The organism is Brevundimonas sp. FG8 (assembly GCF_057808845.1).
The window spans coordinates 96,553-118,941 of the sequence record NZ_JBMDIU010000001.1; the positions used below are offsets into that span (position 1 = coordinate 96,553).

The following is a 22,389-nucleotide window of genomic DNA, read 5'->3' on the forward strand; positions in this document are numbered from 1 at the left end:
TGGGTTGCGGCAGCGACCTAATCCCTAGTCCCTAGTCCCTGGTCCCTAGTCCCTAATCCCTCTCTGGATCCGCCCGATCCTCAGCACCCCCACGCTCAGCTCGTCGACATGCAGCCGCCGCACGCGGGCGCGGCCGATCTTCAGCGCGCCGATGGCCAGGGCGCCGATGGCCAGAGCCCCGATCGCCAGCATCCCGGCGCCGAGCGTCCCCACCGTCGCCGCGCCGACGGCGGCCGCTCCGGTGGCGGAGGCCTTGCGGGCGGTGGCGGGCAGGAGGCGCTGGGTCATGGCAGGAGGATGCGCGCGAGCGCTCTCCTCGTCGAGCCCTCCCCTGGGGACCGCCGGGATCAGGTGTCTGTGGTGACGTCGTCCCAGTCGGCGTTGTCGGCATAGCCGATCAGCCAGTTGAGCGCGTGATGGCGCTCCATGACCACGCCGGGGTGAAGGTCGGCGGGCGGCTCGCGGCCGTCGAGACCGGCCTGACGGACGGCCCAGTGGCGGCGGTAGATCAGGTCCGCCTCGTTCAGGATGTCGTTGGCGCGACGCAGACCCGGACGATCCAACGCCTCGGTGTGGATGACCGTGCCGGTCAGCCGGTCCACATCACAGGGCGCGTTCGGTCGATCGAGCGGGCCATCCACATGCTGCAGCGCCCAGAGCAGCACCCAGGCCGCCTCATAGCGCCACGAGAACTGGATGCGGTTGCGCTCCGAGGGGGCGTCATCAGCCATGAAGGCGCGCTCGGCCGGGCTCAGGTGCTGGGCCAGCCCTCGCTCGGTGATGAAGTGGCGAGCCTGATCAGTCTCGAGGCCGGAGGCCCGGGCCGCGACGACGCTCAGGGCGCTGAGGCGTCCGGCGACCTCGGCGGCGGTGCGCAGGGTGATTTGCGCCTCGCTCTCGATCATCGGCAGATGCGGATTGATCGGCACGCCCTCGGCCCGGAGCACGTCTTCCGCCCACTGTTTGCGCAGAGGCTGATCGCCGTAAACGGTGGCGTCAGGGTCCGGCTCGGGCAGGGGGATGCTCAGGCGCCCAGCAGGATCGGGGCGAGACGGACCGGCGCCCTTGCCGAACAACTTGTCCCACCAGCCCATGTCAGCCTCCCCGGTTTGATGCGGGGCGAGGTAAGGCGGAAGCGGAGTGGAGGGCAAGTGGGGCTCTCCTGATGGGAGAGGGCTTCAGGCGCGCAGAGCGAAGCAGTGCGCCAGCCGACCCTCATCCGGCCCTCCGGGTCCCCTTCTCCCGTCGGGAGAAGGGATTTTGTAGGTCAGGCGGCCTTGCCCTTGGCGGGCTTGGGCTTGAGGTCGTCCAGCTCGCCGGGGGCGCCGGTGATCAGGCGACCCTTCCAGCCGGGCGGCGGCAGGAATTTGCCGGACTGTTCCTCGCGCGTGCCGTTCCTGGCCATATCCGCCGCGCGGCGGAGGGCCTTCAGGACGGTTTCGTGATCGAAGATCGACTTGTTCATCGCGGTCCCCAAATCCAGCAGTTCGGGCATCGGGCCGCCACTGGCGTAGATTTCCCAGCTGTCCGCGAGCGGTTTGTAGGTGCTCTCCAGATATTCGCCGCTGACGACGAAGCGGCGGCGCAGGGTGTCCTCCGGAATGCCGTGACCGCCCTGCGCGACACGGTTCGCGACACGGGCGATGGAGTGTTCCGCGCTGGGCAGACGCAGATAGACCAGCTCGAACCGGTATCCGGCCGCCTTCCAGTCGCGGATGCGGACGGCGTGCGAGCGGGTGGCCAGGGTCGTCTCCAGCACGAAGTCCGCCCGCGCGGCGACCAGTTGGTCCAGACGCTCCAGCACCCGGCGTCCAGCGGCCAGATCACGGGCTCTGCCCGCGCCGGTCAGGTCCCGCGCGACTTCGTCCGGATTGACGAACTGGAACGCCTCCGCGCGCTCGCGCAGGAAGCTGTTGATGAAGGTGGTCTTCCCGGCGCCGTTCGGCCCGGCGAGGAGGACGAGGGTGGCATTCAGATCCTCCGCCGAGTTGGGTCATCACCCGCGAGCTTCGAAGCCTCACTTCATGAAGTCAAAAACGTACTGGTGGGGGTATGAGCGGAAGTGTGCGCATACCTTCTCCAATCGCCGGAAACGGATGCGCTCGTAAGCACGAACCGCGACCAACTTCACTCGTTCGACGGTGTTATCCGCCATGGCAGTCTCTCCCTTTGCTGCTGACGGAAAATCCGTCGTCCCGTCCGCCGAATGCGGACCCGCCGTGCGGGGATGGCTGAAGCCGCAGCAAAAGTGTGGGTGATGACCCGACTCAAGTCGTACCAGAACAAACCGGGATCGAATTGATCTAGCCGATCACGAGTTCGCGAAAACTGGTGATATCCCTCTCCCGGCGGGAGAGGGAGGCCGCGTCTGGATTGACGAACCGGAACGCCCCCGCGGGGTGGCGCAGGAAGCGGTGATGAAGGTGGTATTCGCCGGTCCCGTCAGGTCTGGCGAGGAGGACAAGGGGGGGGCGAACAGTTCAGTAGTAGTCTTCCTCGGGAGCATGCACGCCTCGGACTTCCGTGATGAAGCGATGGATATCCTTCATGTTTCGGCTACGAGTTTGGGCTCGCAGTTTCACCACCTTCGACGTGGGTCGAACGTTTCGCTTGGGATCGTAAAACACGACGTCTCGCGCAGACATTGGGGCAAAAAATCCATCACCCATCACGCCACGAGTGTCCTTTAGCCAGCCCTTCCGAAAGCCTTCATAAGCAAGCAACCAAATCCAATCGCATCGCACCCGTTCTTTGGTGATGCCAGCTTCCCAAGTGGTCTTGGGGAGCTGACGAACCCACTGCCCCCGGCTGTCTAAGTCGAGGAGAACGAGGGCAAGCGAGCTAGATGGCGTGACTTCTGACAATTCTGAAATAAGCGATGAGTTAACCCCAATTTTCAGCCCTCTGAGGGTGTACAGTTGCCAGATGGTCTCGAACAAGTTTCCGTTCGTCAGGTTGCGCTCTGCCAATTCCGTGAAGCGCGGTCCAACTCGTTTTCTGGAAACCGATTTGGTTCGGTGTTCGATGTTTAGAAGCAGTTCGCAAATTCGTGACATCGAGCCTGGGGATACAACTGCAGCCTTGAGTAGAAACGATTCAAGTATTTCTACATCTTCCAAATTGGTGCTGTGGTTCTCTAGAACGGTTAGAGCGTAATTCGTGACAGCACTTTTTTCGTGTTGAGCTTGAAGCCTCAGAGTGAGGGTCAAGAATTCCCGCAGGCGAGTCCCGGACAATACGCCCGATCGATGGGAGAGAAACGCGCCTAGTTCTGAAATCCAAGCTTCTTCCGTATGGGCGACCATACGTGCCACTGACGTTTTGCTGCCATTAATGTCCAGACCGTAGGTTCGGTACACGCCAACGATCGAAGCCAAGGCGCTCTCCGCTGCTTCAAGAGACTTGAGACCGAGAAACCAGTCGTCCTGGAGGCGATCGACCGCATCAGCAGGCAGTTTAGGGCAGGCGGCTTGGAACTCGGAGTCGATGCGAGACGAAATGACCTCCGCGAGAATGCGCGACGTCTCTGGGCCGATGGGAATGCCTACGGTCTGGTTACGATTGCACGCTCTGACCAATGCATCGAAACGGTCTGCTACAGAGCCTTTGTAGGAGCTCAACGAGGACTTTACCCGCTCCTTTCCATACGCTCCCCAAGGAATGGAGTGCGTATAAATCGATGGGTAGAAACGAGTAATGTCTGTTTTTACTAACCAGTCTGCGCTGGCCTCTATGTAGGATTTCTTGACGCGATGAAGTGAAAAATTGATGCCTTTTATGGCTCTCGGATACTGAGATGAGACCCGTATTTCGTCCATAGAGTAATGTTGTCGCGCCAGCCATTTTTGCACCGAGCGCCAATTCTGCGCCATTTCAAGCGTCAGTAGGGCTTGGGGGATGGGGTGGGTGACATGGACGTCGCGGCGCTCGTATCCCCTCTTCGGCGTCGAGATGACCTCTATCTCGGCGCTGGGCAACGCATACGAATAGCAGTTTCTCTTGTTCTTCTTCTTTGATGCCTTGAGTTGATCTTTCTTGTATAGCTTAGATGCAGACCAGTCATTGATGATTTCTTCGGCGTGTCGTCCAAAATCATCAGTGGTAAACGCAGAGGGAAGTTCCTTCGGGAAGTACCCTTTTCTTAGGAGCGCCTCTAACACTTCCTTTTTAGGCATCCAGATCCCCAGCGGTGGCGACAACTTTTGGTTATCGCCACCTAGCAGCCAAATGGACGGGGTGTCGACGTTAGACCTTCACCTCCACCACCCCGCCCCCGGCGCGGAACTTCGCGCTCATCTCCGCCATCCCGGCCTCAGCCTCGGCGGCGGACGCCTGCGTTCCCAGCCCCAGTGACGCCCCCGCATCATTCTGCCCGCGCGCCGCATCCCGGATGTCCTGGCTGATCTTCATCGAGCAGAATTTCGGGCCGCACATGGAGCAGAAGTGGGCGGTCTTGTGCGCCTCCTTCGGCAGGGTCTCGTCGTGGTATTTGCGGGCCGTTTCGGGGTCGAGGCCGAGGTTGAACTGGTCTTCCCAGCGGAACTCGAACCGGGCGCGCGACAGGGCGTCGTCGTGGAGGCGGGCGGCCGGGTGGCCCTTGGCCAGGTCGGCGGCGTGGGCGGCGATCTTGTAGGTGATGACGCCGTCCTTGACGTCCTGACGGTCGGGCAGGCCGAGGTGCTCCTTGGGCGTGACGTAGCAGAGCATGGCCGTGCCGAACCAGCCGATCATGGCCGCCCCGATGGCGCTGGTGATGTGGTCATAGCCCGGCGCGATGTCGGTGGTCAGCGGCCCGAGGGTGTAGAAGGGCGCCTCGTGGCAGTGCTTGAGCTGCTCATCCATGTTGGCCTTGATCTTGTGCATCGGCACGTGGCCGGGGCCTTCGATCATGACCTGACAGCCCTTGGCCCAGGCGATCTTCGTCAGCTCGCCCAGGGTGCGCAGCTCGGCGAACTGGGCCTCATCATTGGCGTCGGCGATGGAGCCGGGGCGCAGGCCGTCGCCGAGGCTGAACGACACGTCGTAGGCCCGCATGATGTCGCAGATGTCCTCGAAATGCTCGTAGAGGAAGGACTCCTTGTGGTGGGCCAGGCACCACTTGGCCATGATCGAGCCGCCGCGCGAGACGATGCCGGTGACGCGTTTGGCGGTCAGGGGCACGAAGGGCAGGCGGACGCCCGCGTGGATGGTGAAGTAGTCCACGCCCTGTTCGGCCTGTTCGATCAGGGTGTCGCGGAACACCTCCCAGGTCAGGTCCTCGGCGACGCCGTTCACCTTCTCCAGCGCCTGATAGATGGGCACGGTGCCGATGGGGACGCTGGAGTTGCGGATGATCCAGTCACGGATGTTGTGGATGTTGCGGCCGGTCGACAGGTCCATGACGTTGTCGGCGCCCCAGCGGGTGGCCCAGACCAGTTTGTCGACCTCGTCGTCGACGCTGGAGAGGACCGCCGAGTTGCCGATGTTGGCGTTGATCTTCACCAGGAAGTTGCGGCCGATGATCATCGGCTCGACTTCGGGGTGGTTGATGTTGTGCGGGATGATGGCGCGGCCGCGGGCGATTTCGGAGCGGACGAATTCCGGGGTCACATAGTCGGGAATCTCGGCGCCGAAGGACTCGCCGTCCCGGGTGTGGGGTGTGGGGTGTGGGGTGTCGGGGAGGGCGACGGTGGAGCCGTCGGCGAGGGTGATGTGCCGGCTGCCCCCCACACCCGACGCCCCATCCCCGACGCCCGGCGCAGCCCGCCGCATGTTCTCGCGGATGGCGACGTATTCCATCTCGGGCGTGATGATGCCCGCGCGGGCGTATTCGTACTGGGTGACGGGGCGGCCCTCGACGCCCTTGAAGACCTGATGGTTCGAGACGTCGAAGCGCGGGGCGAGGTGTTTGCCGCTGGCGTGGCCGTTGTCCTCGGGCTTGACCTCGCGCGGGTGCTCGACGCGGGCGATGTCGCCGCGGTCCAGCTGCCAGCTCGACTTCACCTTCGGCAGGCCGCGCTTGATGTCGATGGTGACGGAGGGGTCGGTGTAGGGGCCCGAGGAGTCATACATCGTCACCGGCGGCTCATTGGCGCTGGGGTGGACGGCGACCTCGCGGAAGGGGACGCGAATATCCGGATACAGCTCGCCCGCCACATAGACCTTCACGCCGCCGGCGCGGGGGCCGGTGGGGATGCGGCCGGTCTCGCGCATGACTTCGTCACGCGCGTCCTTAAGCGGGAGGCTACCGCTCGCGACGCGGTCGCTCGCTGCTTGAGCCTCGGATGCCTTGGGTGGGGTAACCTGGATATTCATTGGCGGCCTCAAAGCGTTTGAGGTCCGCCGACGTCGGGCGTGCGGGTTCTGTGGCGAGAGGCCGTGACCCGAAGCGTACTCATCCCTTCGCCGGCATGACCCGGATCAGGTTCGACGGGTCAGAGGGCTACCTCAATCTCAGCGGCTCGAATGCCGCCCCCCGGAGAACGGAAGCAGCCTTACGCCTCCGGGGGGATCGGTTCAACGGATCAGTTGCGGCTGGGGAAGATGCCGTAGACGGCGATGCAGTAGTTGTTGACGAGGAAGGGCTGGTCGATCCCGACGGGCTGGCTGCCCCCGGCGGGCGTCAGATCGTTCATGGCGTTCATCGTGCCGCCCGCGGGGGCGTAGATGTGAACCGTCACGGCGTCGCCCGCGGTGGGGTCGCTGCCGTTCGCGCCGCTGAGCCACTCGCCCGCGCCGGGGGCGGGCAGGGTGGCTGACTGGAAGCTGGCCATCATCATATGGGTGTGCATGGGCAGGTTCTGCGACGTCAGGGTGACCGTCTCGAAACCGCCGGTCTGGCCCATGCTGTAGCTGTGCCCGAAGTAGGTCGCCCCCTGGCCGAGAAGCGTGCGGCCGCGGGTGTCGGGGATGGCGAAGGTGGTGACGCCGTCGCCGCCGTAGGTGGTGCCGATGAGGGCGAAGAGCGCATCGTACTGGGCGATGGACAGGAGCCTGCCGTTGCAGATCATCCAGCCGCGTGGGGCGAAATCGAAGCCGAAAGGCTGGATCGAGCCGATGAAGACCTCACTCATGAGGGATTCTCCCTGAAAAGATGAATGAAGTCAGTTGCGCGACGGGAAGATGCCCGTGGTCGCGATGCAGTAGTTCACCACCAGGAAGGGCTGCATGATGTTGAACGGCTGCGATCCGCCCGCGATGCCGATCGCGTTGGGCGCCAGGGTCGTGCTGGCCGGGCCGGGGCCGTAGACATGGACATTGACGGCGTCGCCGCTGGTCGGATCCGAACCGTTGGCGGACGCCAGGACGACGGTGGAGCCGGGCTCGTTGGTGGTGGCGGCGTTGGTCGTACCCATCAGGCCGTGGGTGTGCTGGGGCATCTGGGTCTGGATCAGGGTGGTGGTCTCCACCCCGGCCATCTCGCCCATGGAATAGGTCGTGCCGGTAGTGCTGGGGCCCTGACCCAGGATGGTGCGGCCGTTCAGGTTGGGCAGGGCGAAGGTGTTCTGGCCATTGCCGCCGTAGGTCGTGCCCAACAGCGAGAACAGGGCGGTATTGCTGGCGATCGCCAGAATCTGGCCGCTGCAGAACATCCAGCCGCGCGGCGCCCACTGGAACGCGAACGGCTGGATCGTGCCGATGTAGATATCCATGAAAACCTCCCCGACGAGGGCTTTTGCCGCCCCCGACCTGTGCCCCGCGCCCCCAATGACGTCAGGTTGCTTGTTGGCCTATCAATGCACGAATTTCGGGAATGGCAATGGCTCAGGGTTGTGTCGCGGGGAGAATTCGCACGACTGTCGTATTGGCGGCGGGGGTTGTCGCCAGCGATGGATCGGCGACGGCGTGCGCCATCAAGCACAGGCGGGCCGCCGCCCCTTCAGTCCGGGAAGGCGACCAGCAGGCGGTCCAGCGCGGTTTCGATGCGGGTCCAGCCCGCGTCGTCCAGGGCCACGCCGCCGACGCCGGGGCGGGCGTCCGCCGACAGGGCCAGATGCTGGACGGCGGCCAGAAGCACGGCGTTGAGCGCGGCGGGATCGCCCTCGGGCGGGACGCGCAGGCGGGGACGACGCTCCCGCATCCACGCCTGAAGCAGGGCCGCGCGCTCGTCCTCGATGCGGGTCAGCAGGGGCGAGGTCTCGACCAGCGCCCAGGCCATCAGCCGCAGGGTCAGGGGGCTGGAGCGCAGCGCGGCGACCCAGGCCGAGAGGCTGAGCCGGGCGAAGGCGCGCAGGGACTCGGTCTCGACGGCGGGCGTCCGGTTCAGGCTGTCGGCCAGACTGGCGTGGGCGCGGGCGGCGATGCGGCCGACGACGCCGTCGGCGCCCTCGAAATAGCGATAGACCAGTTTGCGATCACAGCCCGCCTCGGAGGCCAGGGTCTGGACGTTCAGGCCCGGAAAGCCGTCACGCAGCAGGATACGTTCGCCCGCCTCGACGATGGCGGCTTCGGTCGCGCTTCGGTCGCGCAGGCGGAGAGGCGATTCGGCCATGCCGCCACTCTCGGGCCGGGCGGGTGAGTCGGGCAAGGGGAATGGGGCGCCTTGGGGTGTGGGGTGTGGGGTGTGGGGCGTCACCCCTCCACCATGCTTCGCAGGCTGTGCGGCTGCGACCCCTCCGTCACGCCGCGAAGTCGCGGCGCGCCACCTCCCCACTGCGTGGAGAGGTGATCGGAAGCCTCACCTCTCCGCCGGAGGCGGGGAGGGGGGGCGCGCGAAGCGTGGTGGAGGGGTAAGGGTAAGCCAGACAAGGCGCGGCCCCGGTCTGCGTCGGGGGGCGTGGCAGGGACCGGGGCCGCTTTATGCGGACTTTGTCGAGCGCGCATCGCCGCAAGGTCCGATGCGATAACAGCGAATGACGAGTTCGGTTCCGGACACAGGCGCGGCTTTTGCGTCTTTTTGTCAGGCCCTGTGTCGGCTTCCGTACAGAGGCTTGATTTTTCAATGTCTTGTTGGAGCGGGCGGCGCGGGTTGCTATTGCAGAGGTCAAGCTGGAGCGCGCATGCCGAACCCACTGGACCGCCTGATCTATCGCAGCGTCTCGACGCGGCCGACCCATGTGCTGGCCAATCTGGCCGAGTTGCTGGGGGAGGCGCAGCGCAACAATGCGCGCGCGGGCCTGACCGGGGCGCTGGCCGTGCACGGCGATGAGTTCCTGCAGGTGATCGAGGGCGATCCCGGCATGCTGGATACGCTGTTGCGACGGCTGGAGCGGGACAAGCGGCATCGGGACATCGTGTTGCTGGAGCGTCGACGCATCGACGAGCGCCGGTTCGAGGGCTGGAGCATGGCCAGCGCACGGATCACGCCCGATCTGGCGCCCGAACTGGCCACCCTGATGAACGACCGGTCGCCGGCGCCCGAGAGGCTGGTGATGTTGATGCAGAAGGCGGTCGGGCGCGCCTGAACCCCTTGGGGACCGGCGCTGATCGGAGTACCGGAGGATGTCGCAAACGGAGCCCCGATCATGCACCTCGCCCGCTTTCCCCGTGTCCGACTGGCGCATCTGCCGACGCCGCTGGAGCCGCTGCCGCGACTGGGCGAGGCGCTGGGCGTCGAGCTGTGGATCAAGCGCGATGACTGCACCGGGCTGGCCGGGGGCGGCAACAAGACCCGCAAGCTTGAGTTCCTGCTGGGCGAGGCGTTCGAGCAGGATGCCGATACGCTGGTGACGCAGGGGGCGGTGCAGTCGAACCATGTGCGCCAGACGGCGGCGGCCGCCGCCGCGCACGGGCTGAAGTGCGAGATCATTCTGGAGGAGCGCACCGGCTCGACCGCGACCGACTATGTCGAGAACGGCAATGTGCTGCTGGACCGGCTGTTCGGGGCGGGCATCCGGCGCGTGCCGGGCGGGACGGACATGGTCGCCGAGCTTGAGAAGACGGCGGCGGATGTACGGGCGCGGGGCGGCAAGCCCTATGTGATCCCGGGCGGCGGCTCGAACGCCGTGGGCGCGCTGGGCTATGTCGACTGCGCGCGCGAGATCGTGGTCGGGGCCGATGAGCTGGACATGCGGATCGACCGGATCGTGACGGCCACGGGCAGCGCGGGGACCCACGCGGGTCTGGTGGCCGGGCTGGCGGTGATGGGGGCGGACATTCCGGTGCTGGGCATCGGGGTGCGGGCGCCGAAGCCGAAGCAGGAGGAGAACGTCCTGAAGCTGGCCCGCGAGACGGCGGCCTTGCTGGGACGGCCCGATGCGGTGACGCCGGAGATGGTCGTGGCCGACTGCGACCATGTCGGGGGCGGTTATGGCATCGTCGATAGCGCGGTGATCGAGGCCCTGACGCTGGCGGCGCGGACGGACGGGATCGTGCTGGACCCGGTCTATACGGGCAAGGCGATGAAGGGGCTGATCGCCCTGGCGAAGGCGGGCCGGTTAGAGGGGGAGACGGTGGTCTTCCTGCACACCGGCGGGGCGCAGGGGCTGTTCGGGTATGAGAGTGAGATCGGGGGATCGCTGTGAAGCGTGCGCTGGGCGGGATGATCGGGCTGGCGCTGGTTCTGGCGACGCCGGCGATGGTCCTCGGGCAGGAAACGGCCTCTCCGCCGCACCCGATCCAAACGCCTGCGCCGCCCAGCCAGCCGCCCTCGTTGTCGTCCGCCCTCGAGCCGGGCGAGGGGCGGGTGGTGCTGAACTGCGGGGTGCAGCAGGACGGCAGCGTCACGGACTGCCGGGTCGAGTCGGAGGAGCCGGCGGGGCAAGGGTTCGGACCCGCGGCGCTGCGGGTGGCGGCTCAGACCCGGCTGTCCGAAGAGCAGGCTCGCAGAGCCGGGATCGGGGCCCGGGTCCGCTGGACCACGCGCTTCCGGCTGGACGATTGAGGGGCGTGGGGTGACCCGAACCCTCGGCATTCTCGGCGGCATGGGCCCTGTCGCGACGACGGCCTTCATGGCGCGGGTGCAGGCGCTGACGCCGGCGACGCGGGATGAGGATCACATCCGCATGCTGGTGGACCTGAATCCGCATGTGCCGAACCGGCATACGCAGCCGGAGGCGGCAGGGGTGACGCTGGGCGAGATGGCGGTGAGGCTGCGCGAGGCGGGGGCGCAGGTGCTGGCCATGCCGTGCAATACGGCCCACGCCCATGCCGACGCGATCCGGGCGGCGGGGCTTCCGTTCATCGACATGATCGGCGCGACGGTGGAGGCCGCGGCGGCGACCGGCGCGACGCGGATCGGGGTGCTGGCCACGCCGGGCGGGGAGGCGCTGTACGCCGGTGCGCTGGCGAAAGCGGGGCTTCAGATCGTGCGGCTGGAGGGCGCGGACCGGGAAGCCTTCATGACGGCGGTGTTCGCGGTGAAGGCGGGCGACGACGGCGAGGGGCCGCGCGGCGAGATGCGGCGGTTGGCGGCGGCGCTGGTCAGCGCGGGGGCCGGGGCGGTGATCGCGGGCTGTACGGAGGTGCCGCTGCTGCTGCGGGCGGGAGGGGTGAGCGCGCCGCTGGTGGACTCGGCGGAGGTGCTGGCGGCGGCCTGTGTGGAGGCGTGCGGCTGAAGGGCTTGCCCCCGCACGCGACCCGCTGCACATCCGTGCGGTGACCAAACTTTCGCTGATTATCGACTGCGACCCCGGCGTGGATGACGCCGTGGCGCTGATGCTGGCCTTCGGGGCTGATGCGTTCGAGCTGCTGGCCGTGACCACGGTGGGCGGCAATGTGCCGGTGGTGAAGACCGCGCGGAATGCGCGGATGCTGAGGCAGATCGCGGGCCGTCCGGACGTGCCGGTGTTCATGGGCGCGGAGCAGCCGCTGGCGCGGACCCTGGGCACGGCGACCGACTTTCACGGGCCGGAAGGGACGGGTGATCTGGCGCCGTTTGAGCCCGATCTTCCGTGCGCGGACGGTCATGCGGCGGACGCCATCGTCGAACTGGTGATGAGCCGCCCGGCGAAGTCGGTGGCGATGGCCGTGCTGGGGCCGATGACCAATCTGGCGCTGGCGATCCGCAAGGAGCCGACGCTGGCCGAACGGCTGGGGCCGGTGGCGGTCATGGGCGGCGCGCGCAGCGAGGGCGGCAACATCACCGCCTCGGCCGAGTTCAACATCTGGGCTGACCCCGAGGCGGCGGCGGAGGTGCTGGCGACCGGGGCGGAGGTGGTGCTGTTCGGGCTGGACGCGACCCATCAGGTGCGGGCGACCGAGGCGCGGATCGCGGCGGTGGAGGCCATTGGTACTCCGATGGCGGAGACGGCGGCGAGCATGCTGCGCTTCTCGCAGCGGGTGGAGCGGACGATCGTCGGCTGGGACGCCTCGCCCCTGCATGACCCGTGTCCGGTGGCCTGGCTGCTGAAGCCGGAGCTGTTTGAGCTGAAGGACTGTCTGGTGCGGGTGGAGACGCAGAGCGATCTGACGCGCGGCCATACGGCGGTGGAGTTCCGCGAAGCGGTGGCGGGCGAGCCGCTGAAGCATCGCTGGGCGGTGCGGGCCGACGCGGACGGGGTGTTCGCGCTGATCGGGGAGAAGGTCGCATGAGGATCACGGTCGTCGGGTCGATCAATCTGGATTTCGTGGCGACGGCGCCGAAGCTGCCGCGCGCGGGCGAGACGGTGACGGGGGGCGTGCTGGCCCGGCATCCGGGCGGCAAGGGCGCCAATCAGGCGCTGGCGGCGCAGCGGCTGGGGGCGGACGTCTGCCTGATCGGGCGCGTCGGGCGGGACTCCATGGCCGAGGAGGCGCTGGCCCTGTTGCTGGCGGACGACGTGGACATCGGCGGGGTGCTGGCGGATGCGGAGCAGCCGACCGGCGTGGCCCTGATCGCGGTGGACCCGGACGGCGAGAACCAGATCGTGGTCGCGGCGGGGGCCAACCACAGCGCCTTCCCCGAGCAGCTTCCTGCCCGGATCGAGGGGCCGCTGATCCTGCAACTGGAGCTGCCGATCGAGACGGTCGAGGCGGCGGTCGGCCGGGCGACGGACTTCGTTTGCGTGAACCTGGCGCCGGCGCAGCCGGTGTCGGACCAGCTGCTGCGACGGGCCGATCTGATCGTGGTCAATGAGACCGAGGCGGCCTTCTATGGTGATCTGCTGCATCACGGCGGCGGACGGGTGGTGGTGACGCAGGGCGCGGCGGGGGCGACCCTGTTCCAGCGCGGAGTCGAACTGGCCCGCGCCACGCCGCCCAAGGTGCGGGCGGTGGATGCGACGGGGGCGGGCGATTGTTTCGTCGGGGCGATCTGCGTGGCGCTGCTGGAAGGCCTGGAGCCGGAGGCGGCGCTGAGCTTCGCCTGCGCGGCGGGGGCCATCGCGGCGACCCGCCCGGGCGCCCAGCCGTCCATGCCGACCCGCGAGGAGGTCGAGGCGATCCTTGAAGGCTAGGCCGCTTCGCCCGTTTCGGCGTGGTGGACGGTGATCTTGCGGTAGCATTCGCAGGCGGAGGCCTCGAGCGCCGAGCGGCTGAGGACCTGGATTTTGCCGCGCGCATAGCGGACGGCGCCGTTGGCCTGGAGGGTCTGGGCGGCCTCGTTCACCGTGGTCCGCTGGGAGCCCAGCATGGCGGCCATGTACTCCTGCGTCAGCTGGATGGTGTCGCTGTCTGCGCGGTCGTGGCAGCGGAGCAGCCATTTCGCCAGACGGCGCTCGGCCTGATGCAGGGCGTGGCAGGCGGCGGTCTGTTCCAGCTCGCGCTGGATGCCGGCGTGATAGAGGGCCAGCATCCGGCGGATGGCCGGGCGCTCGTTGGCCAGGGCGCGAACGCGGCCCGCGTCGATGCGCATGGCCTCGCCCGTCAACTGGATGGTCTGACGCGAGCCGGAGCGCATGGGGATGGTGGTGGCTTCGATTCCGGCGACGCCCTCACGCCCGACCATGAAGGCCTCGACCGAGCGACCGTCGGCCATCTCGTTCACCGTCGAGATGATGCCGGACAGGGGGAAGTGGACGGCCTCGATCATCTGGCCCGGCGTGATCAGATCCTCGCCGAGCTGGAAGCGGATGCGGGTGGCGGAGGTCAGCAGGGCCGCCCGGTCCGGCGGCGGGAGACTGTCCAGCAGGAGATTGGCGGGTTCGGTCACAGGAGCGTCCTTTCGTCAGGAAAGAAGGCGGCGGCTGAACCCGACATAACCGCCAGAGGGGGCGCCGGTTCCGACGGTCAGAGCGTCAGGTGGAAGACGTCGGCGGCGCGGTAGCACTCACAGGCCGCCCGTTCGAGCGCGGCCCGATCCGTCACGGTGATGCGGCCGCGCGAATAGGTGATGGCGCCGAGCTTCAGCAGGTTCTGGGCGGCCTCGTTCATCGTGGTGCGCTGGGAGCCGAGCATGGAAGCCATATACTCCTGCGTCAGGTTGAAGGCGGCGCCGTCGACACGGTCGTGGCAACGCAGCAGCCATTTGGCCAGCCGCTGCTCGGCCCGGTGCAGGGCGTTGCAGGCGGCGGATTGTTCCAGCTCGGCCTGAAGCGCGGCCAGATAGACCGACAGGACTTCGCGAATGGCCGGACGTTCCGCGACCAGGGCGCGCAGGCGGGCGGCGTCAATGCGACGGGCGGCGCCGGCCATCTGGGCGACATTGCGGGTGAAGGCCGGCTGTGGAACGGCGGCGGCCAGACCGCCCGCCACGCCCTCGAAACCGACCATGACGGTTTCGACCGTTCGACCGTCGTGCAGAACCGCCACGGCGGAGACGATCCCCTGATCGATGAAATAGACGTGGTCGATCGGGTCGCCCGGCTCGTGGAAAATCTGGCCGGGCGGAAACTCGACCGGAACAGTGTGCGCGAGCAGCGCCGCGCGGTCCGCCGGTCCGAGCGCTGCGATGAGTCGGTTGCCCGCCTGAATCCCGTTCATGTCCGGCGGATAGGATGATCCGACGCCCTGCGTCTGTCGGAAGTCGACTTAAGCGTGACTTTGGAGGCAAGCGCGCGTGGACAAGGGCTCAGCGCAGTCCGTGAAGGCCGGAACGGGCGTTCAGGAAAGCCTCGTCAGGGCGTTCCATGCGCGTGATCAGCCGGGTGTCGGCGAAGACTTCGACGGCGGTCACGGCGGGCGTGTCACGCAGGACGGAGAGGGCGGTCTGAACCGCGGCGCCGTCGTCGGCGGATTCGACCTCGCGGACCGACGGATCGGAGCCCCTGTCGGCGTGGAAGAGCAGTCGGTACAGCGCCATTCCCCTGCCTTAGGGCTTTGCGGGGGGAGGGGTCTGCCCGGCAGCCGACTTTCATTACGAAGTTGCAATCCGATGATCGCCGGGCCGCTGTTAGGGTCGCGACCGATCTGTTCCGTTCAGTCCTTGGGGGACCTCATGATGATCCGCACCGCCGCCCTGCTGGGCGCCTCGCTGCTGGCGCTGACCGCGCCGGCCTTCCCGGTTCTGGCGCAGGAGGCCGCGACCATCAGCGTGCCGCCTTTGCAGTACACGCACCGGACGCTGGCCAACGGACTGAACGTCTATTCCATGCCCGACGCGAGCGCCGGCACGGTGACGGTGCAGGTCTGGTACGACGTGGGCGGCAAGGACGATCCGGAGGGCCGCAGCGGCTTCGCCCACCTGTTTGAACACATCCTGAGCCGCAAGACGGTGAACCTTCCCTACGGCCAGATCTCGACCATCGTCGAGAACGCGGGCGGGACGCGCAACGCCTCCACCGGTCAGGACATGACCAACTACTACGAGACGGTGCCGCCCCAGTATCTGGAGACGATGCTGTGGACCCACGCCGAGCGGATGGCCCGGCCGGTGGTGGACGAGGCGGTGTTCAACGCCGAGCGCGACATCGTGAAGGAAGAGCTGCGCCAGCGGGTCTATGCGCCGCCTTACGGTCGTCTGGGCACCTTCGTGATCGGGGACAATGAGTTCGACCAGTCGATCTATCGCCGCAGCGTGATCGGCTCGATCGAGCAGCTGAATTCGGCGACCATCGAGGACGCCCGCGCCTTCCACGAGGCCTATTACCGCCCGTCGACCGCGACCCTGATCGTGTCGGGCAATTTCGATCAGGCGCAGCTGGACGCCTGGGTCGACCAGTATTTCGCGGGCATCCGGAATCCGGATCGTCCGGTGCCGGTGTTCGAACGTCCGGTCTCGGCGCCGCGCACCGAGCCGCGTCTGGTCGAGGCCTATGCGCCGAACGTGCCGCTGCCGGCCATCGCGGCCATCTATCCGGGCGTGGCGGCGAGCCATCCGGATGCGGCGGCGCTGGACGTGCTGGCCGGGATCATGTCGCGGGGCGAGAGCTCACGCCTCTATCAGTCGCTGGTGTACGGCAGCCAGCTGGTCACGGGCGCAGGGCTGAGCTCGGGGTCGATGGAGGAGGCCGGGACAATTACCGTCAATGCGACGGTGGCTCAGGGCAAGTCTATCGCTGACGTCGAGGCGGCGCTGGACGTCGAGCTGGACCGCATCCGCGATGAGCCGGTGACCGCCGCCGAACTGGCCGAGGCCAAGATGGAGATCGTGGCGTCGGAACTGCGTCAGCGCGAGACCGCGTCGGGCCGGGCCTTTATCCTGGGCCGGGCCCTGGTGGCGGAGAATGATCCGCGCGCGCCGGACACCCGGCTGGCGGCGATCCAGGCGGTGACGGCGGCGGACGTGCAGCGCGTGGCGCGGACCTATCTGAACGAACGGGCGCGGGTCTCGGTCCGCTATCAGGACGAGAGCCAGCGTCCGGCGGGCGTCAGCGAGGACAGCTGGAAGAACCCGGCGCCGATGCCGACCTTCGTCAGCGTGCCGCCCGCGATCCTGCCGCCCAACGAACTGCTGCCGGAAGGCCAGCGGATGGCGCCGCCGGAGCCGGGCGCGCCCCGGGCGATGGCGGCCCCGGTGATCGCCGAGCGCACCCTGTCGAACGGCCTGCGGGTGATCGCGGCCAAATCGACCGATCTGCCGATCATCAACGCCCAGCTGGTCATCGCGGGCGGGGCTGCGGCGGACCCGGCGGATCGCGCCGGTCTGGCCTCGATGACGGCGGGGCTGGCGAGCGACGGGGCCGGCGGCCGCTCGGCCCCTGAGATCGCCCGCACGCTGGAGGCGCTGGGCGCCAATATCGGCGGCGGAGCGAGCGCGGACGCGACCACGGTCTTCATGTCGTCGCCTGTGGCCTCGGCCGATCAGGTGGGGGCGGTGCTGGCCGACGTGGTCCAGCGCCCCGACTTCGCCGAGGCCGAGGTGGCGCGCAACCGGACGCGGGCGGTGAACGGCCTGCGGGTCAATCTGCGCCAGCCGGGGCCGCTGGCCGGTCTGGTGCTGAACCGTCTGGCCTTCGGCGACGCCCCCTATGGCGCGCCGAACTCGGGCACGCCGACCAGCATCGGCGCCATCACGCGCGATGATCTGGTGGCCTTCCATGACCGCTGGTGGCGACCGGACAACGCCGCCCTGATCATCACCGGAGGCATGGAGCCGGAGGAGGCCTTCGCCTTCGCCGAGCGGACGCTGGGCGGATGGGAACGGCCCGCGGGCGCCGCGCCGACGGTGACGAACCGGTCGGGCGCGGTCCTGCCGCCGCGCGTGGTGGTGGTGGACCTGCCGGGCGCCGGTCAGGCCGCGGTGGCGGCGGCGGTGCGCGCGCCGGGTCGTTCGGACGAGGCCTACTATCCGCTGGCGGTGGTCAACAGCATCATCGGCGGCGGTCAGAACGGCCACCTGTTCCAGGAGGTGCGGGCCAAGCGCGGCCTGAGCTACGGCGCCAACTCCTCGCTACAGGCGCGGGTGGACGACGGCCTGCTGACCGCAACGACCCAGACCAAGAACGAGAGCGCCGCCGAGGTGGTGGGTCTGGTGCTGGCCGAGTTCGATCGGCTGCGCACGGAGCCGGTGACGGCGCAGGCGGTGACTGACCGCGAAGCCTTCGTGACCGGGAACTTCTCGCGCAGCGTGGAGACGACGGGCGGGCTGGGCGGGGTGCTGGCGGACGCCGTCACCTATGGTCTGCCGCTGAGCGAGGTGCAGACCTATGCGGGCCGCATCAACGCCAACACGCCCGAAACCGTGCGGGCGACGGCGCAGGCCGTCAGCTCGGAACAGGCCTATGTGGTCGTGGTCGGTCAGGCCGCGATGTTCATCGACGCCCTGCGCGCGGCGCACCCCGATCTGGTGGTGATTCCGGCGGCGGAGCTGAATCTGGACAGCGCGACGCTGCGCTGAAGGGGGGCGACCCCTCCGTCTCTCCGGCTTCGCCGTCGAGCCACCTCCCCACTGCGTGGAGAGGTGAACGCGAACTCTCACCTCTCCACCGAAGGTGGGGAGGGGGACCGTGCGAGCCGTAGGCGAAGCATGGTGGAGGGGTTGCGGCTACTTCGACGCCCGGAAGGCCGCGATGGCGTCGACGGTCTTGCGGACCTGGGCCTCGATGCTCGCCCAGTCGCCGGCTTTCACGGCGGCGTCGGTGATGAGTTTGGAGCCCATGCCGGCGGCGACGATGCCCGAGCCGAACCATTTGGCGATGCTGGCGTCATCCGGATCGACGCCGCCGGTCGGCATGATCTTGGTCCAGGGCATGGGGCCGAGCACCGCCTTGACGAAGTCCGGGCCGCCGACGCTGGCGCCCGGGAACAGCTTGACGATCTCGCAGCCCAGCTCGTGCGCCTGACCGATCTCGGTGACCGAGCCGCAGCCGGGGAAGTAGGCGGTCATGCGGCGGTTGCAGACCTTGGCCACGTCTTCCACCAGACAGGGGCTGACGATGAAGCGGGCGCCGCGGTTCAGGAACATCGCGGCGGTCGGGGCGTCGATGACCGAGCCGATGCCCAGGATGATGTCCGGATCGGTCTTCTGCAGCTCGCGCGCCAGTTCGCCGAACAGGTCGACGGCGAAGTCGCCCCGGTTGGTGAACTCGATGGCCCTGGCCCCGCCGCGCGCACAGGCGCGGATCACGTTCAGGCAGACCTCCGGGTCCGCATGATAGAAGACGGGGGCGACGCCCTGCGCCTCGAGGGCGTTGAGAACGGTCAGGCGGTCGTGGCGCATTTCAATCTCCGCTCCGGCTGTCACCGGTGTCGGGGTTCTGTGTATCCCGCTGGATGCGGGAAGCGAAAGGACCGGGGCGCGGAACTTATTGTTTCGCCAGTTCCATCACCCGCTTCACCATGGCGCTGTCGGGGTCCAGCAGCGGGCCCAGAACGGTGAAGTGGTTGAGGCCTTCCAGCGCCTCGTAGCGGGTTTCGACGCCGTTGTTGGCCCAGTGGTCGGCCATCATCTTCGACTGGCGCAGGAACTCCGGGCTCTCCTCGCCGCCGACGAGGCAGTCGAGGATGGTCCCGCCGGGCGTCGAGCCGTTGGGGATTGGCCAGAAGATGGGGGACAGGGCGGCGGCCTCGTTGGGGTCCAGGTCCAACGCCGTGTTGATCGAGGTGCCGATGAGGGGGCGCAGGTCGAAGACGCCGCTGATGGCCACGGCGGCGGAGGCGCGGGCCTCCGAGAGCATGCAGGCCGACATATGGCCGCCCGCCGAATGGCCGAAGACCACCGGGCGCTTGCCGCCGTTGCGGGCGCGGATCAGGTCCACCGCCTCACGCACCTGCTTGAGGATGGTCCCGAGCCGCCCGGTCGGCGCCAGATCATAGGAGGGGACGGCCAGACTGACGCCGTGGTGGAGCAGGGCGGGGGCGAGACCGCTGAACCAGTCCTTGTCCAGCGCCTGCCAGTAGCCGCCGTGCAGGAAGACGACGATCGGGGCTTCCGGTCCGGCGGAGAACAGGTCCATCACCTCACGCGGTCCGGGGCCGTAGGCGATGACCTCGGGCGGATGGGCGGCGCGGGCGGCTTCGGCGGCGGCCTTCCACTGACCCATGGCCTGCATGTGGTCGGGCACGCGGGCGCGGTTGTTGTATTCGGCTTCGAGATCCATGGGAGGGACCAGGGATTAGGGATTAAGGATTAGGGCACGCGGCCAGTCTGGACGAACAACGACCTAATCCCTAATCCCTATTCCCCAATCCCTCGGAGCCGCCGCCATGATGACCGCCATCTTCGTCTTCATCAAATGCGAGCTGGGCCACGCCAATGACGTGGCGGCCGACATCGTGGACAATGTCGAGTACGTCTCGGAGGTCTATTCGACCTCGGGCCAGTACGACCTGCTGGCCAAATTCTCGCTGCCGAAGGATCTCGACATCGGGACCTTCGTGACCAAGTCGGTGCAAACCCGCCCGAACATCCGCGACAGCTTCACCGTCATCACCTTCTCGCCCTTCCTGCCGACCGCTCGATGAGCGGAGACGCCGTTCTGGCGATGCCGGGACTGCCCGCGCTGATGAGGCAGGCGCTGGCGGCGTCGGGGCTGACGGGCGAACCGCTTCTGACGCCCGTGGGGTGATGCTTTGGAAATGTTCGGGGGGAGTGAACATGCAGGGAAGAGTTCTTCTGATCGTCTTGTTCGCCGTGGGTCTGGTGATCGGCGTGAAGGTGAGGCGCTGGCGCGATGTGTTCATCGCCTGCGCGTGCGCGTCGGGGGTCTGGGCGGTTCTGGTGACCGGCGTGCTGGTGCTTCAGGGGTCGGACAGACAGTACGGGTTCACCCCGTCGCTGTTCACGACGCCGGCGATGTTCTTGCTGCTCTCGGCCATAGCCTCCGCGACATTCGCGCCGAGGGGCGGGGGACGGCGTTCCGGCGCCGCTGACTGATCCAGCGGTAGGCGCAAGGTCTCAGCGCTTGCGTTTGGGCCTGCCCTCTTCCGCCGCCTCTTCGGCCTCGTCGTCATCGCCGACCTTTTCCTCGACCGTGGCGGACAGGCGCTGGAAGACGCCCAGGCCAACCAGCACCAGCACCGAGACGGCGATCATGGCGGCGGGATAGCCCATCAGGGCGACGTCCTCGCGGGCCGTCTTGAACACCAGAACCAGCCCTTCGAGGAACAGGGCGATGATGATGGTGGAGAGGAATTTGGTCAGGCTGCGCCGGGCTTCCGACGCGCTGCGCCGTTCGGAGCCGCGTCGCACCTCGTCCTCGAACAGGTATTTGGCCACGTCGAAGACGGCGATGGCGACGATGACATAGCCGAGGGTGTCGAGCACGGCGTCGGCGACGCTGTCGGTGTCGCTGGTGAAGGCGCCCACCGCCTCGCGCAGGCCGACCCCCACCAGGGCGAGGGCGAGCAGCAGCAGGAGCAGGCTGGCGGCGGCGAAGACGGCGCGGGTGATCAGGCTCATGGGCGCCTAACGCGGTCACCGGGGCGAGCGTTGCCGTGGCCGCGGCCTCCCCGTCTGCGAGAGGGAGGAAAACACCGTAGTCAAACGAGACTTATCGCTGCTAACCTTCGTCCAAGAGCTCCGGCAAACGGACATCAAGGGTTGGAAAATGGCTGATCTGGACGCATTCCGCGCCGAGGTGCGCGCGTGGTTGCAGGAGAACTGTCCGCCGGAGGTGCGCGGGCCGCTGGACAATGAGGAAGACCGGGTCTGGGGCGGGCGCAACGCCGAGTTCAAGACCCCGGCGCACAAGCTCTGGATGGAGCGGATGGGCGCGCGCGGCTGGACCGCGCCGGAGTGGCCCAAGGAATACGGCGGCGGCGGACTGAGCCGCGAGGAGGCCAAGGTGCTGGCGTCCGAACTGCGCCGCATCGACGCCCAGATGGCGCTGTCGAGCTTCGGCATCTGGATGCTGGGACCGGCGCTGCTGCAGTTCGGCACCGAGGAACAGAAGAAGCGCTTCCTGCCCGAGATCGTGCGCGGCGAAATCCGATGGTGCCAGGGCTATTCGGAGCCGGGCGCGGGGTCCGATCTGGCGAACGTCCAGACGAAGGCCGAGGACAAGGGCGACCACTGGATCGTCAACGGTCAGAAGATCTGGACGTCGTATGCGGACAAGGCCGACTGGATCTTCTGTCTGGTGCGGACGGACCCGGAGGCGCCCAAACATCTGGGCATCTCGTTCGTGCTGTTCGACATGGCGACGCCCGGCGTCACGACCAAGCCGATCACCCTGATCAGCGGCAAGAGCCCGTTCTGCGAGACCTTCTTCGATGACGTGCGCGTCGAGAAGGAGAACCTGGTCGGGACGCTGAACCGGGGCTGGGACGTGGCCAAGGCGCTGCTGGCCCATGAGCGGACGATGATCGGCGCCATCGGCGACGCGGGCGGCGGACGGCCGCTGGGCCAGGTGGCGACGGACTCGATCGGCAGCGATGAGGAAGGTCGTCTGGACGACCTGATGCTGCGCGCCAGGGTGGCCGAGCTGGAGATCGACGCGGCCGCCTTCCGGCTGGCGATGGAGCGGGCGGGCGATCAGATGAAGGCCCGTCAGGCCCATCCGGCCATCGCCTCGATGCTGAAATACTACGGCTCGGAGCTGAACAAGCGCCGCCATGAACTGCTGATGGCGGCCGGCGGCGCGGACGCGCTGGAGTGGGAAGGCGAGCGGTCACGCGAGGGCACGGTCGCCCGCGACTGGCTGCGCACCAAGGCCAACTCCATCGAAGGCGGCACCAGCGAGGTGCAGCTGAACATCATCGCCAAACACCTGCTGCAGCTGCCGGGAGCCTGAC

At 67.6% G+C, this 22,389-nt stretch carries 24 protein-coding genes and 1 riboswitch; of the genes, 10 read left to right on the plus strand and 14 right to left on the minus strand.

The annotated features are described in order from the left end of the window. Nucleotides 1–45: 45 nt before the first annotated feature. The 8 genes from ACODRV_RS00430 to ACODRV_RS00465 form a co-directional block, all read right to left on the minus strand. Nucleotides 46–288: a hypothetical protein gene (locus ACODRV_RS00430; RefSeq protein ID WP_488907055.1), complete on the minus strand. Its 243-nt coding sequence runs from the start codon at nucleotides 286–288 to the stop codon at nucleotides 46–48. Between the two features lie 59 nt (nucleotides 289–347). Beyond that, a complete protein-coding gene (locus tag ACODRV_RS00435) occupies nucleotides 348–1,094 on the minus strand; it encodes a DUF4272 domain-containing protein (RefSeq protein WP_488907056.1) in 747 nt (248 codons plus the stop codon). Between the two features lie 173 nt (nucleotides 1,095–1,267). After that, complete coding sequence (locus ACODRV_RS00440) at nucleotides 1,268–1,975, minus strand: ATPase (protein WP_488907440.1); 708 nt, start codon at nucleotides 1,973–1,975, stop codon at nucleotides 1,268–1,270. Between the two features lie 505 nt (nucleotides 1,976–2,480). Continuing rightward, nucleotides 2,481–4,175, minus strand: a complete 1,695-nt coding sequence (locus ACODRV_RS00445) for an RNA-directed DNA polymerase (RefSeq protein WP_488907057.1) — start codon at nucleotides 4,173–4,175, stop codon at nucleotides 2,481–2,483. Between the two features lie 70 nt (nucleotides 4,176–4,245). Beyond that, nucleotides 4,246–6,192, minus strand: coding sequence for a phosphomethylpyrimidine synthase ThiC (thiC, locus tag ACODRV_RS00450; RefSeq protein ID WP_488907058.1), 1,947 nt, complete (start codon nucleotides 6,190–6,192; stop codon nucleotides 4,246–4,248). A gap of 166 nt (nucleotides 6,193–6,358) precedes the next feature. After that, nucleotides 6,359–6,467, minus strand: a riboswitch (TPP riboswitch). Between the two features lie 36 nt (nucleotides 6,468–6,503). Then, complete coding sequence (locus ACODRV_RS00455) at nucleotides 6,504–7,052, minus strand: phage tail protein (RefSeq protein ID WP_141625732.1); 549 nt, start codon at nucleotides 7,050–7,052, stop codon at nucleotides 6,504–6,506. A gap of 30 nt (nucleotides 7,053–7,082) precedes the next feature. Continuing rightward, nucleotides 7,083–7,631, minus strand: a complete 549-nt coding sequence (locus ACODRV_RS00460; RefSeq protein WP_141625733.1) for a phage tail protein — start codon at nucleotides 7,629–7,631, stop codon at nucleotides 7,083–7,085. 227 nt (nucleotides 7,632–7,858) lie between these two features. Then, nucleotides 7,859–8,470 (minus strand): TetR/AcrR family transcriptional regulator, encoded by a 612-nt coding sequence (locus tag ACODRV_RS00465; RefSeq protein ID WP_141625734.1) that lies wholly within the window; start codon nucleotides 8,468–8,470, stop codon nucleotides 7,859–7,861. Nucleotides 8,471–8,978: 508 nt separating this feature from the next. Here ACODRV_RS00465 and ACODRV_RS00470 point away from each other — a divergent pair. From ACODRV_RS00470 to ACODRV_RS00495, 6 genes are read left to right on the plus strand one after another with little or no spacing between them, the layout of a single operon-like run. Beyond that, on the plus strand, nucleotides 8,979–9,383 hold the full coding sequence (locus tag ACODRV_RS00470) for a BLUF domain-containing protein (RefSeq protein WP_141625735.1): 405 nt from the start codon (nucleotides 8,979–8,981) through the stop codon (nucleotides 9,381–9,383). A 60-nt stretch (nucleotides 9,384–9,443) separates the two neighbouring features. Further along, entirely contained in the window at nucleotides 9,444–10,442 is a 999-nt protein-coding gene (cuyA, locus tag ACODRV_RS00475) for a D-cysteate sulfo-lyase (RefSeq protein WP_488907059.1), read from the plus strand. After that, the gene (locus ACODRV_RS00480) at nucleotides 10,439–10,801 is read left to right on the plus strand and encodes an energy transducer TonB (RefSeq protein ID WP_141625737.1); all 363 of its coding nucleotides are present in this window, start codon (nucleotides 10,439–10,441) and stop codon (nucleotides 10,799–10,801) included. Before cuyA ends, ACODRV_RS00480 begins: the two co-directional genes overlap by 4 nt. Nucleotides 10,802–10,811: 10 nt before the next feature. Then, entirely contained in the window at nucleotides 10,812–11,474 is a 663-nt protein-coding gene (cuyB, locus tag ACODRV_RS00485) for a cysteate racemase (protein ID WP_488907060.1), read from the plus strand. Nucleotides 11,475–11,514: 40 nt separating this feature from the next. Continuing rightward, entirely contained in the window at nucleotides 11,515–12,450 is a 936-nt protein-coding gene (locus ACODRV_RS00490; RefSeq protein WP_488907061.1) for a nucleoside hydrolase, read from the plus strand. Further along, nucleotides 12,447–13,292 carry a ribokinase gene (locus ACODRV_RS00495; RefSeq protein ID WP_488907062.1) on the plus strand — a complete coding sequence of 282 codons (846 nt, stop codon included), beginning with the start codon at nucleotides 12,447–12,449 and terminating at the stop codon, nucleotides 13,290–13,292. The genes ACODRV_RS00490 and ACODRV_RS00495 overlap by 4 nt, the downstream gene beginning before the upstream one ends. Here ACODRV_RS00495 and ACODRV_RS00500 read toward each other — a convergent pair. The 3 genes from ACODRV_RS00500 to ACODRV_RS00510 form a co-directional block, all read right to left on the minus strand. Beyond that, nucleotides 13,289–13,987 carry a Crp/Fnr family transcriptional regulator gene (locus ACODRV_RS00500; protein ID WP_141625741.1) on the minus strand — a complete coding sequence of 233 codons (699 nt, stop codon included), beginning with the start codon at nucleotides 13,985–13,987 and terminating at the stop codon, nucleotides 13,289–13,291. The genes ACODRV_RS00495 and ACODRV_RS00500 overlap by 4 nt on opposite strands. Before the next feature lie 77 nt (nucleotides 13,988–14,064). Then, nucleotides 14,065–14,757 (minus strand): Crp/Fnr family transcriptional regulator, encoded by a 693-nt coding sequence (locus ACODRV_RS00505; protein ID WP_141625742.1) that lies wholly within the window; start codon nucleotides 14,755–14,757, stop codon nucleotides 14,065–14,067. Nucleotides 14,758–14,845: 88 nt separating this feature from the next. Beyond that, a complete protein-coding gene (locus ACODRV_RS00510; protein ID WP_141625743.1) occupies nucleotides 14,846–15,076 on the minus strand; it encodes a hypothetical protein in 231 nt (76 codons plus the stop codon). Nucleotides 15,077–15,214: 138 nt separating this feature from the next. Here ACODRV_RS00510 and ACODRV_RS00515 point away from each other — a divergent pair, with 138 nt between their 5' ends. Continuing rightward, nucleotides 15,215–18,052, plus strand: a complete 2,838-nt coding sequence (locus ACODRV_RS00515; protein ID WP_488907063.1) for a M16 family metallopeptidase — start codon at nucleotides 15,215–15,217, stop codon at nucleotides 18,050–18,052. A gap of 147 nt (nucleotides 18,053–18,199) precedes the next feature. Here the strand turns inward: ACODRV_RS00515 and ACODRV_RS00520 are convergent, their stop codons facing one another. Both ACODRV_RS00520 and ACODRV_RS00525 read right to left on the minus strand, forming a co-directional pair. After that, nucleotides 18,200–18,874 carry a bifunctional 4-hydroxy-2-oxoglutarate aldolase/2-dehydro-3-deoxy-phosphogluconate aldolase gene (locus ACODRV_RS00520; RefSeq protein ID WP_141625745.1) on the minus strand — a complete coding sequence of 225 codons (675 nt, stop codon included), beginning with the start codon at nucleotides 18,872–18,874 and terminating at the stop codon, nucleotides 18,200–18,202. A gap of 85 nt (nucleotides 18,875–18,959) precedes the next feature. Beyond that, nucleotides 18,960–19,754 (minus strand): alpha/beta hydrolase, encoded by a 795-nt coding sequence (locus tag ACODRV_RS00525; protein WP_488907064.1) that lies wholly within the window; start codon nucleotides 19,752–19,754, stop codon nucleotides 18,960–18,962. A 106-nt stretch (nucleotides 19,755–19,860) separates the two neighbouring features. Here ACODRV_RS00525 and ACODRV_RS00530 point away from each other — a divergent pair, with 106 nt between their 5' ends. After that, nucleotides 19,861–20,118, plus strand: a complete 258-nt coding sequence (locus ACODRV_RS00530) for an Lrp/AsnC ligand binding domain-containing protein (protein ID WP_141625748.1) — start codon at nucleotides 19,861–19,863, stop codon at nucleotides 20,116–20,118. Nucleotides 20,119–20,251: 133 nt separating this feature from the next. Continuing rightward, nucleotides 20,252–20,530 (plus strand): hypothetical protein, encoded by a 279-nt coding sequence (locus ACODRV_RS00535; RefSeq protein ID WP_488907065.1) that lies wholly within the window; start codon nucleotides 20,252–20,254, stop codon nucleotides 20,528–20,530. Between the two features lie 21 nt (nucleotides 20,531–20,551). On the opposite strand, the gene ACODRV_RS00540 is transcribed toward ACODRV_RS00535, so the two are convergent. Further along, a complete protein-coding gene (locus ACODRV_RS00540; protein WP_141625749.1) occupies nucleotides 20,552–21,055 on the minus strand; it encodes a GNAT family acetyltransferase in 504 nt (167 codons plus the stop codon). A 148-nt stretch (nucleotides 21,056–21,203) separates the two neighbouring features. Between ACODRV_RS00540 and ACODRV_RS00545 the strand changes: the two genes are divergently transcribed. After that, nucleotides 21,204–22,388 carry an acyl-CoA dehydrogenase family protein gene (locus tag ACODRV_RS00545; protein ID WP_488907066.1) on the plus strand — a complete coding sequence of 395 codons (1,185 nt, stop codon included), beginning with the start codon at nucleotides 21,204–21,206 and terminating at the stop codon, nucleotides 22,386–22,388. Nucleotide 22,389: the final 1 nt, after the last annotated feature.

Bases quoted from the DNA above. Each gene is read 5' to 3' on its own strand.
- ACODRV_RS00430 (WP_488907055.1), bottom strand. From the start codon at position 288: ATGACCCAGCGCCTCCTGCCCGCCACCGCCCGCAAGGCCTCCGCCACC.
- ACODRV_RS00435 (WP_488907056.1), bottom strand. From the start codon at position 1,094: ATGGGCTGGTGGGACAAGTTGTTCGGCAAGGGCGCCGGTCCGTCTCGC.
- ACODRV_RS00445 (WP_488907057.1), bottom strand. From the start codon at position 4,175: ATGCCTAAAAAGGAAGTGTTAGAGGCGCTCCTAAGAAAAGGGTACTTC.
- thiC (WP_488907058.1), bottom strand. From the start codon at position 6,192: ATGCGCGAGACCGGCCGCATCCCCACCGGCCCCCGCGCCGGCGGCGTG.
- ACODRV_RS00455 (WP_141625732.1), bottom strand. From the start codon at position 7,052: ATGAGTGAGGTCTTCATCGGCTCGATCCAGCCTTTCGGCTTCGATTTC.
- ACODRV_RS00460 (WP_141625733.1), bottom strand. From the start codon at position 7,631: ATGGATATCTACATCGGCACGATCCAGCCGTTCGCGTTCCAGTGGGCG.
- ACODRV_RS00465 (WP_141625734.1), bottom strand. From the start codon at position 8,470: ATGGCCGAATCGCCTCTCCGCCTGCGCGACCGAAGCGCGACCGAAGCC.
- ACODRV_RS00470 (WP_141625735.1), top strand. From the start codon at position 8,979: ATGCCGAACCCACTGGACCGCCTGATCTATCGCAGCGTCTCGACGCGG.
- cuyA (WP_488907059.1), top strand. From the start codon at position 9,444: ATGCACCTCGCCCGCTTTCCCCGTGTCCGACTGGCGCATCTGCCGACG.
- ACODRV_RS00495 (WP_488907062.1), top strand. From the start codon at position 12,447: ATGAGGATCACGGTCGTCGGGTCGATCAATCTGGATTTCGTGGCGACG.
- ACODRV_RS00505 (WP_141625742.1), bottom strand. From the start codon at position 14,757: ATGAACGGGATTCAGGCGGGCAACCGACTCATCGCAGCGCTCGGACCG.
- ACODRV_RS00510 (WP_141625743.1), bottom strand. From the start codon at position 15,076: ATGGCGCTGTACCGACTGCTCTTCCACGCCGACAGGGGCTCCGATCCG.
- ACODRV_RS00515 (WP_488907063.1), top strand. From the start codon at position 15,215: ATGATCCGCACCGCCGCCCTGCTGGGCGCCTCGCTGCTGGCGCTGACC.
- ACODRV_RS00520 (WP_141625745.1), bottom strand. From the start codon at position 18,874: ATGCGCCACGACCGCCTGACCGTTCTCAACGCCCTCGAGGCGCAGGGC.
- ACODRV_RS00525 (WP_488907064.1), bottom strand. From the start codon at position 19,754: ATGGATCTCGAAGCCGAATACAACAACCGCGCCCGCGTGCCCGACCAC.
- ACODRV_RS00530 (WP_141625748.1), top strand. From the start codon at position 19,861: ATGATGACCGCCATCTTCGTCTTCATCAAATGCGAGCTGGGCCACGCC.
- ACODRV_RS00535 (WP_488907065.1), top strand. From the start codon at position 20,252: ATGCAGGGAAGAGTTCTTCTGATCGTCTTGTTCGCCGTGGGTCTGGTG.
- ACODRV_RS00540 (WP_141625749.1), bottom strand. From the start codon at position 21,055: ATGAGCCTGATCACCCGCGCCGTCTTCGCCGCCGCCAGCCTGCTCCTG.
- ACODRV_RS00545 (WP_488907066.1), top strand. From the start codon at position 21,204: ATGGCTGATCTGGACGCATTCCGCGCCGAGGTGCGCGCGTGGTTGCAG.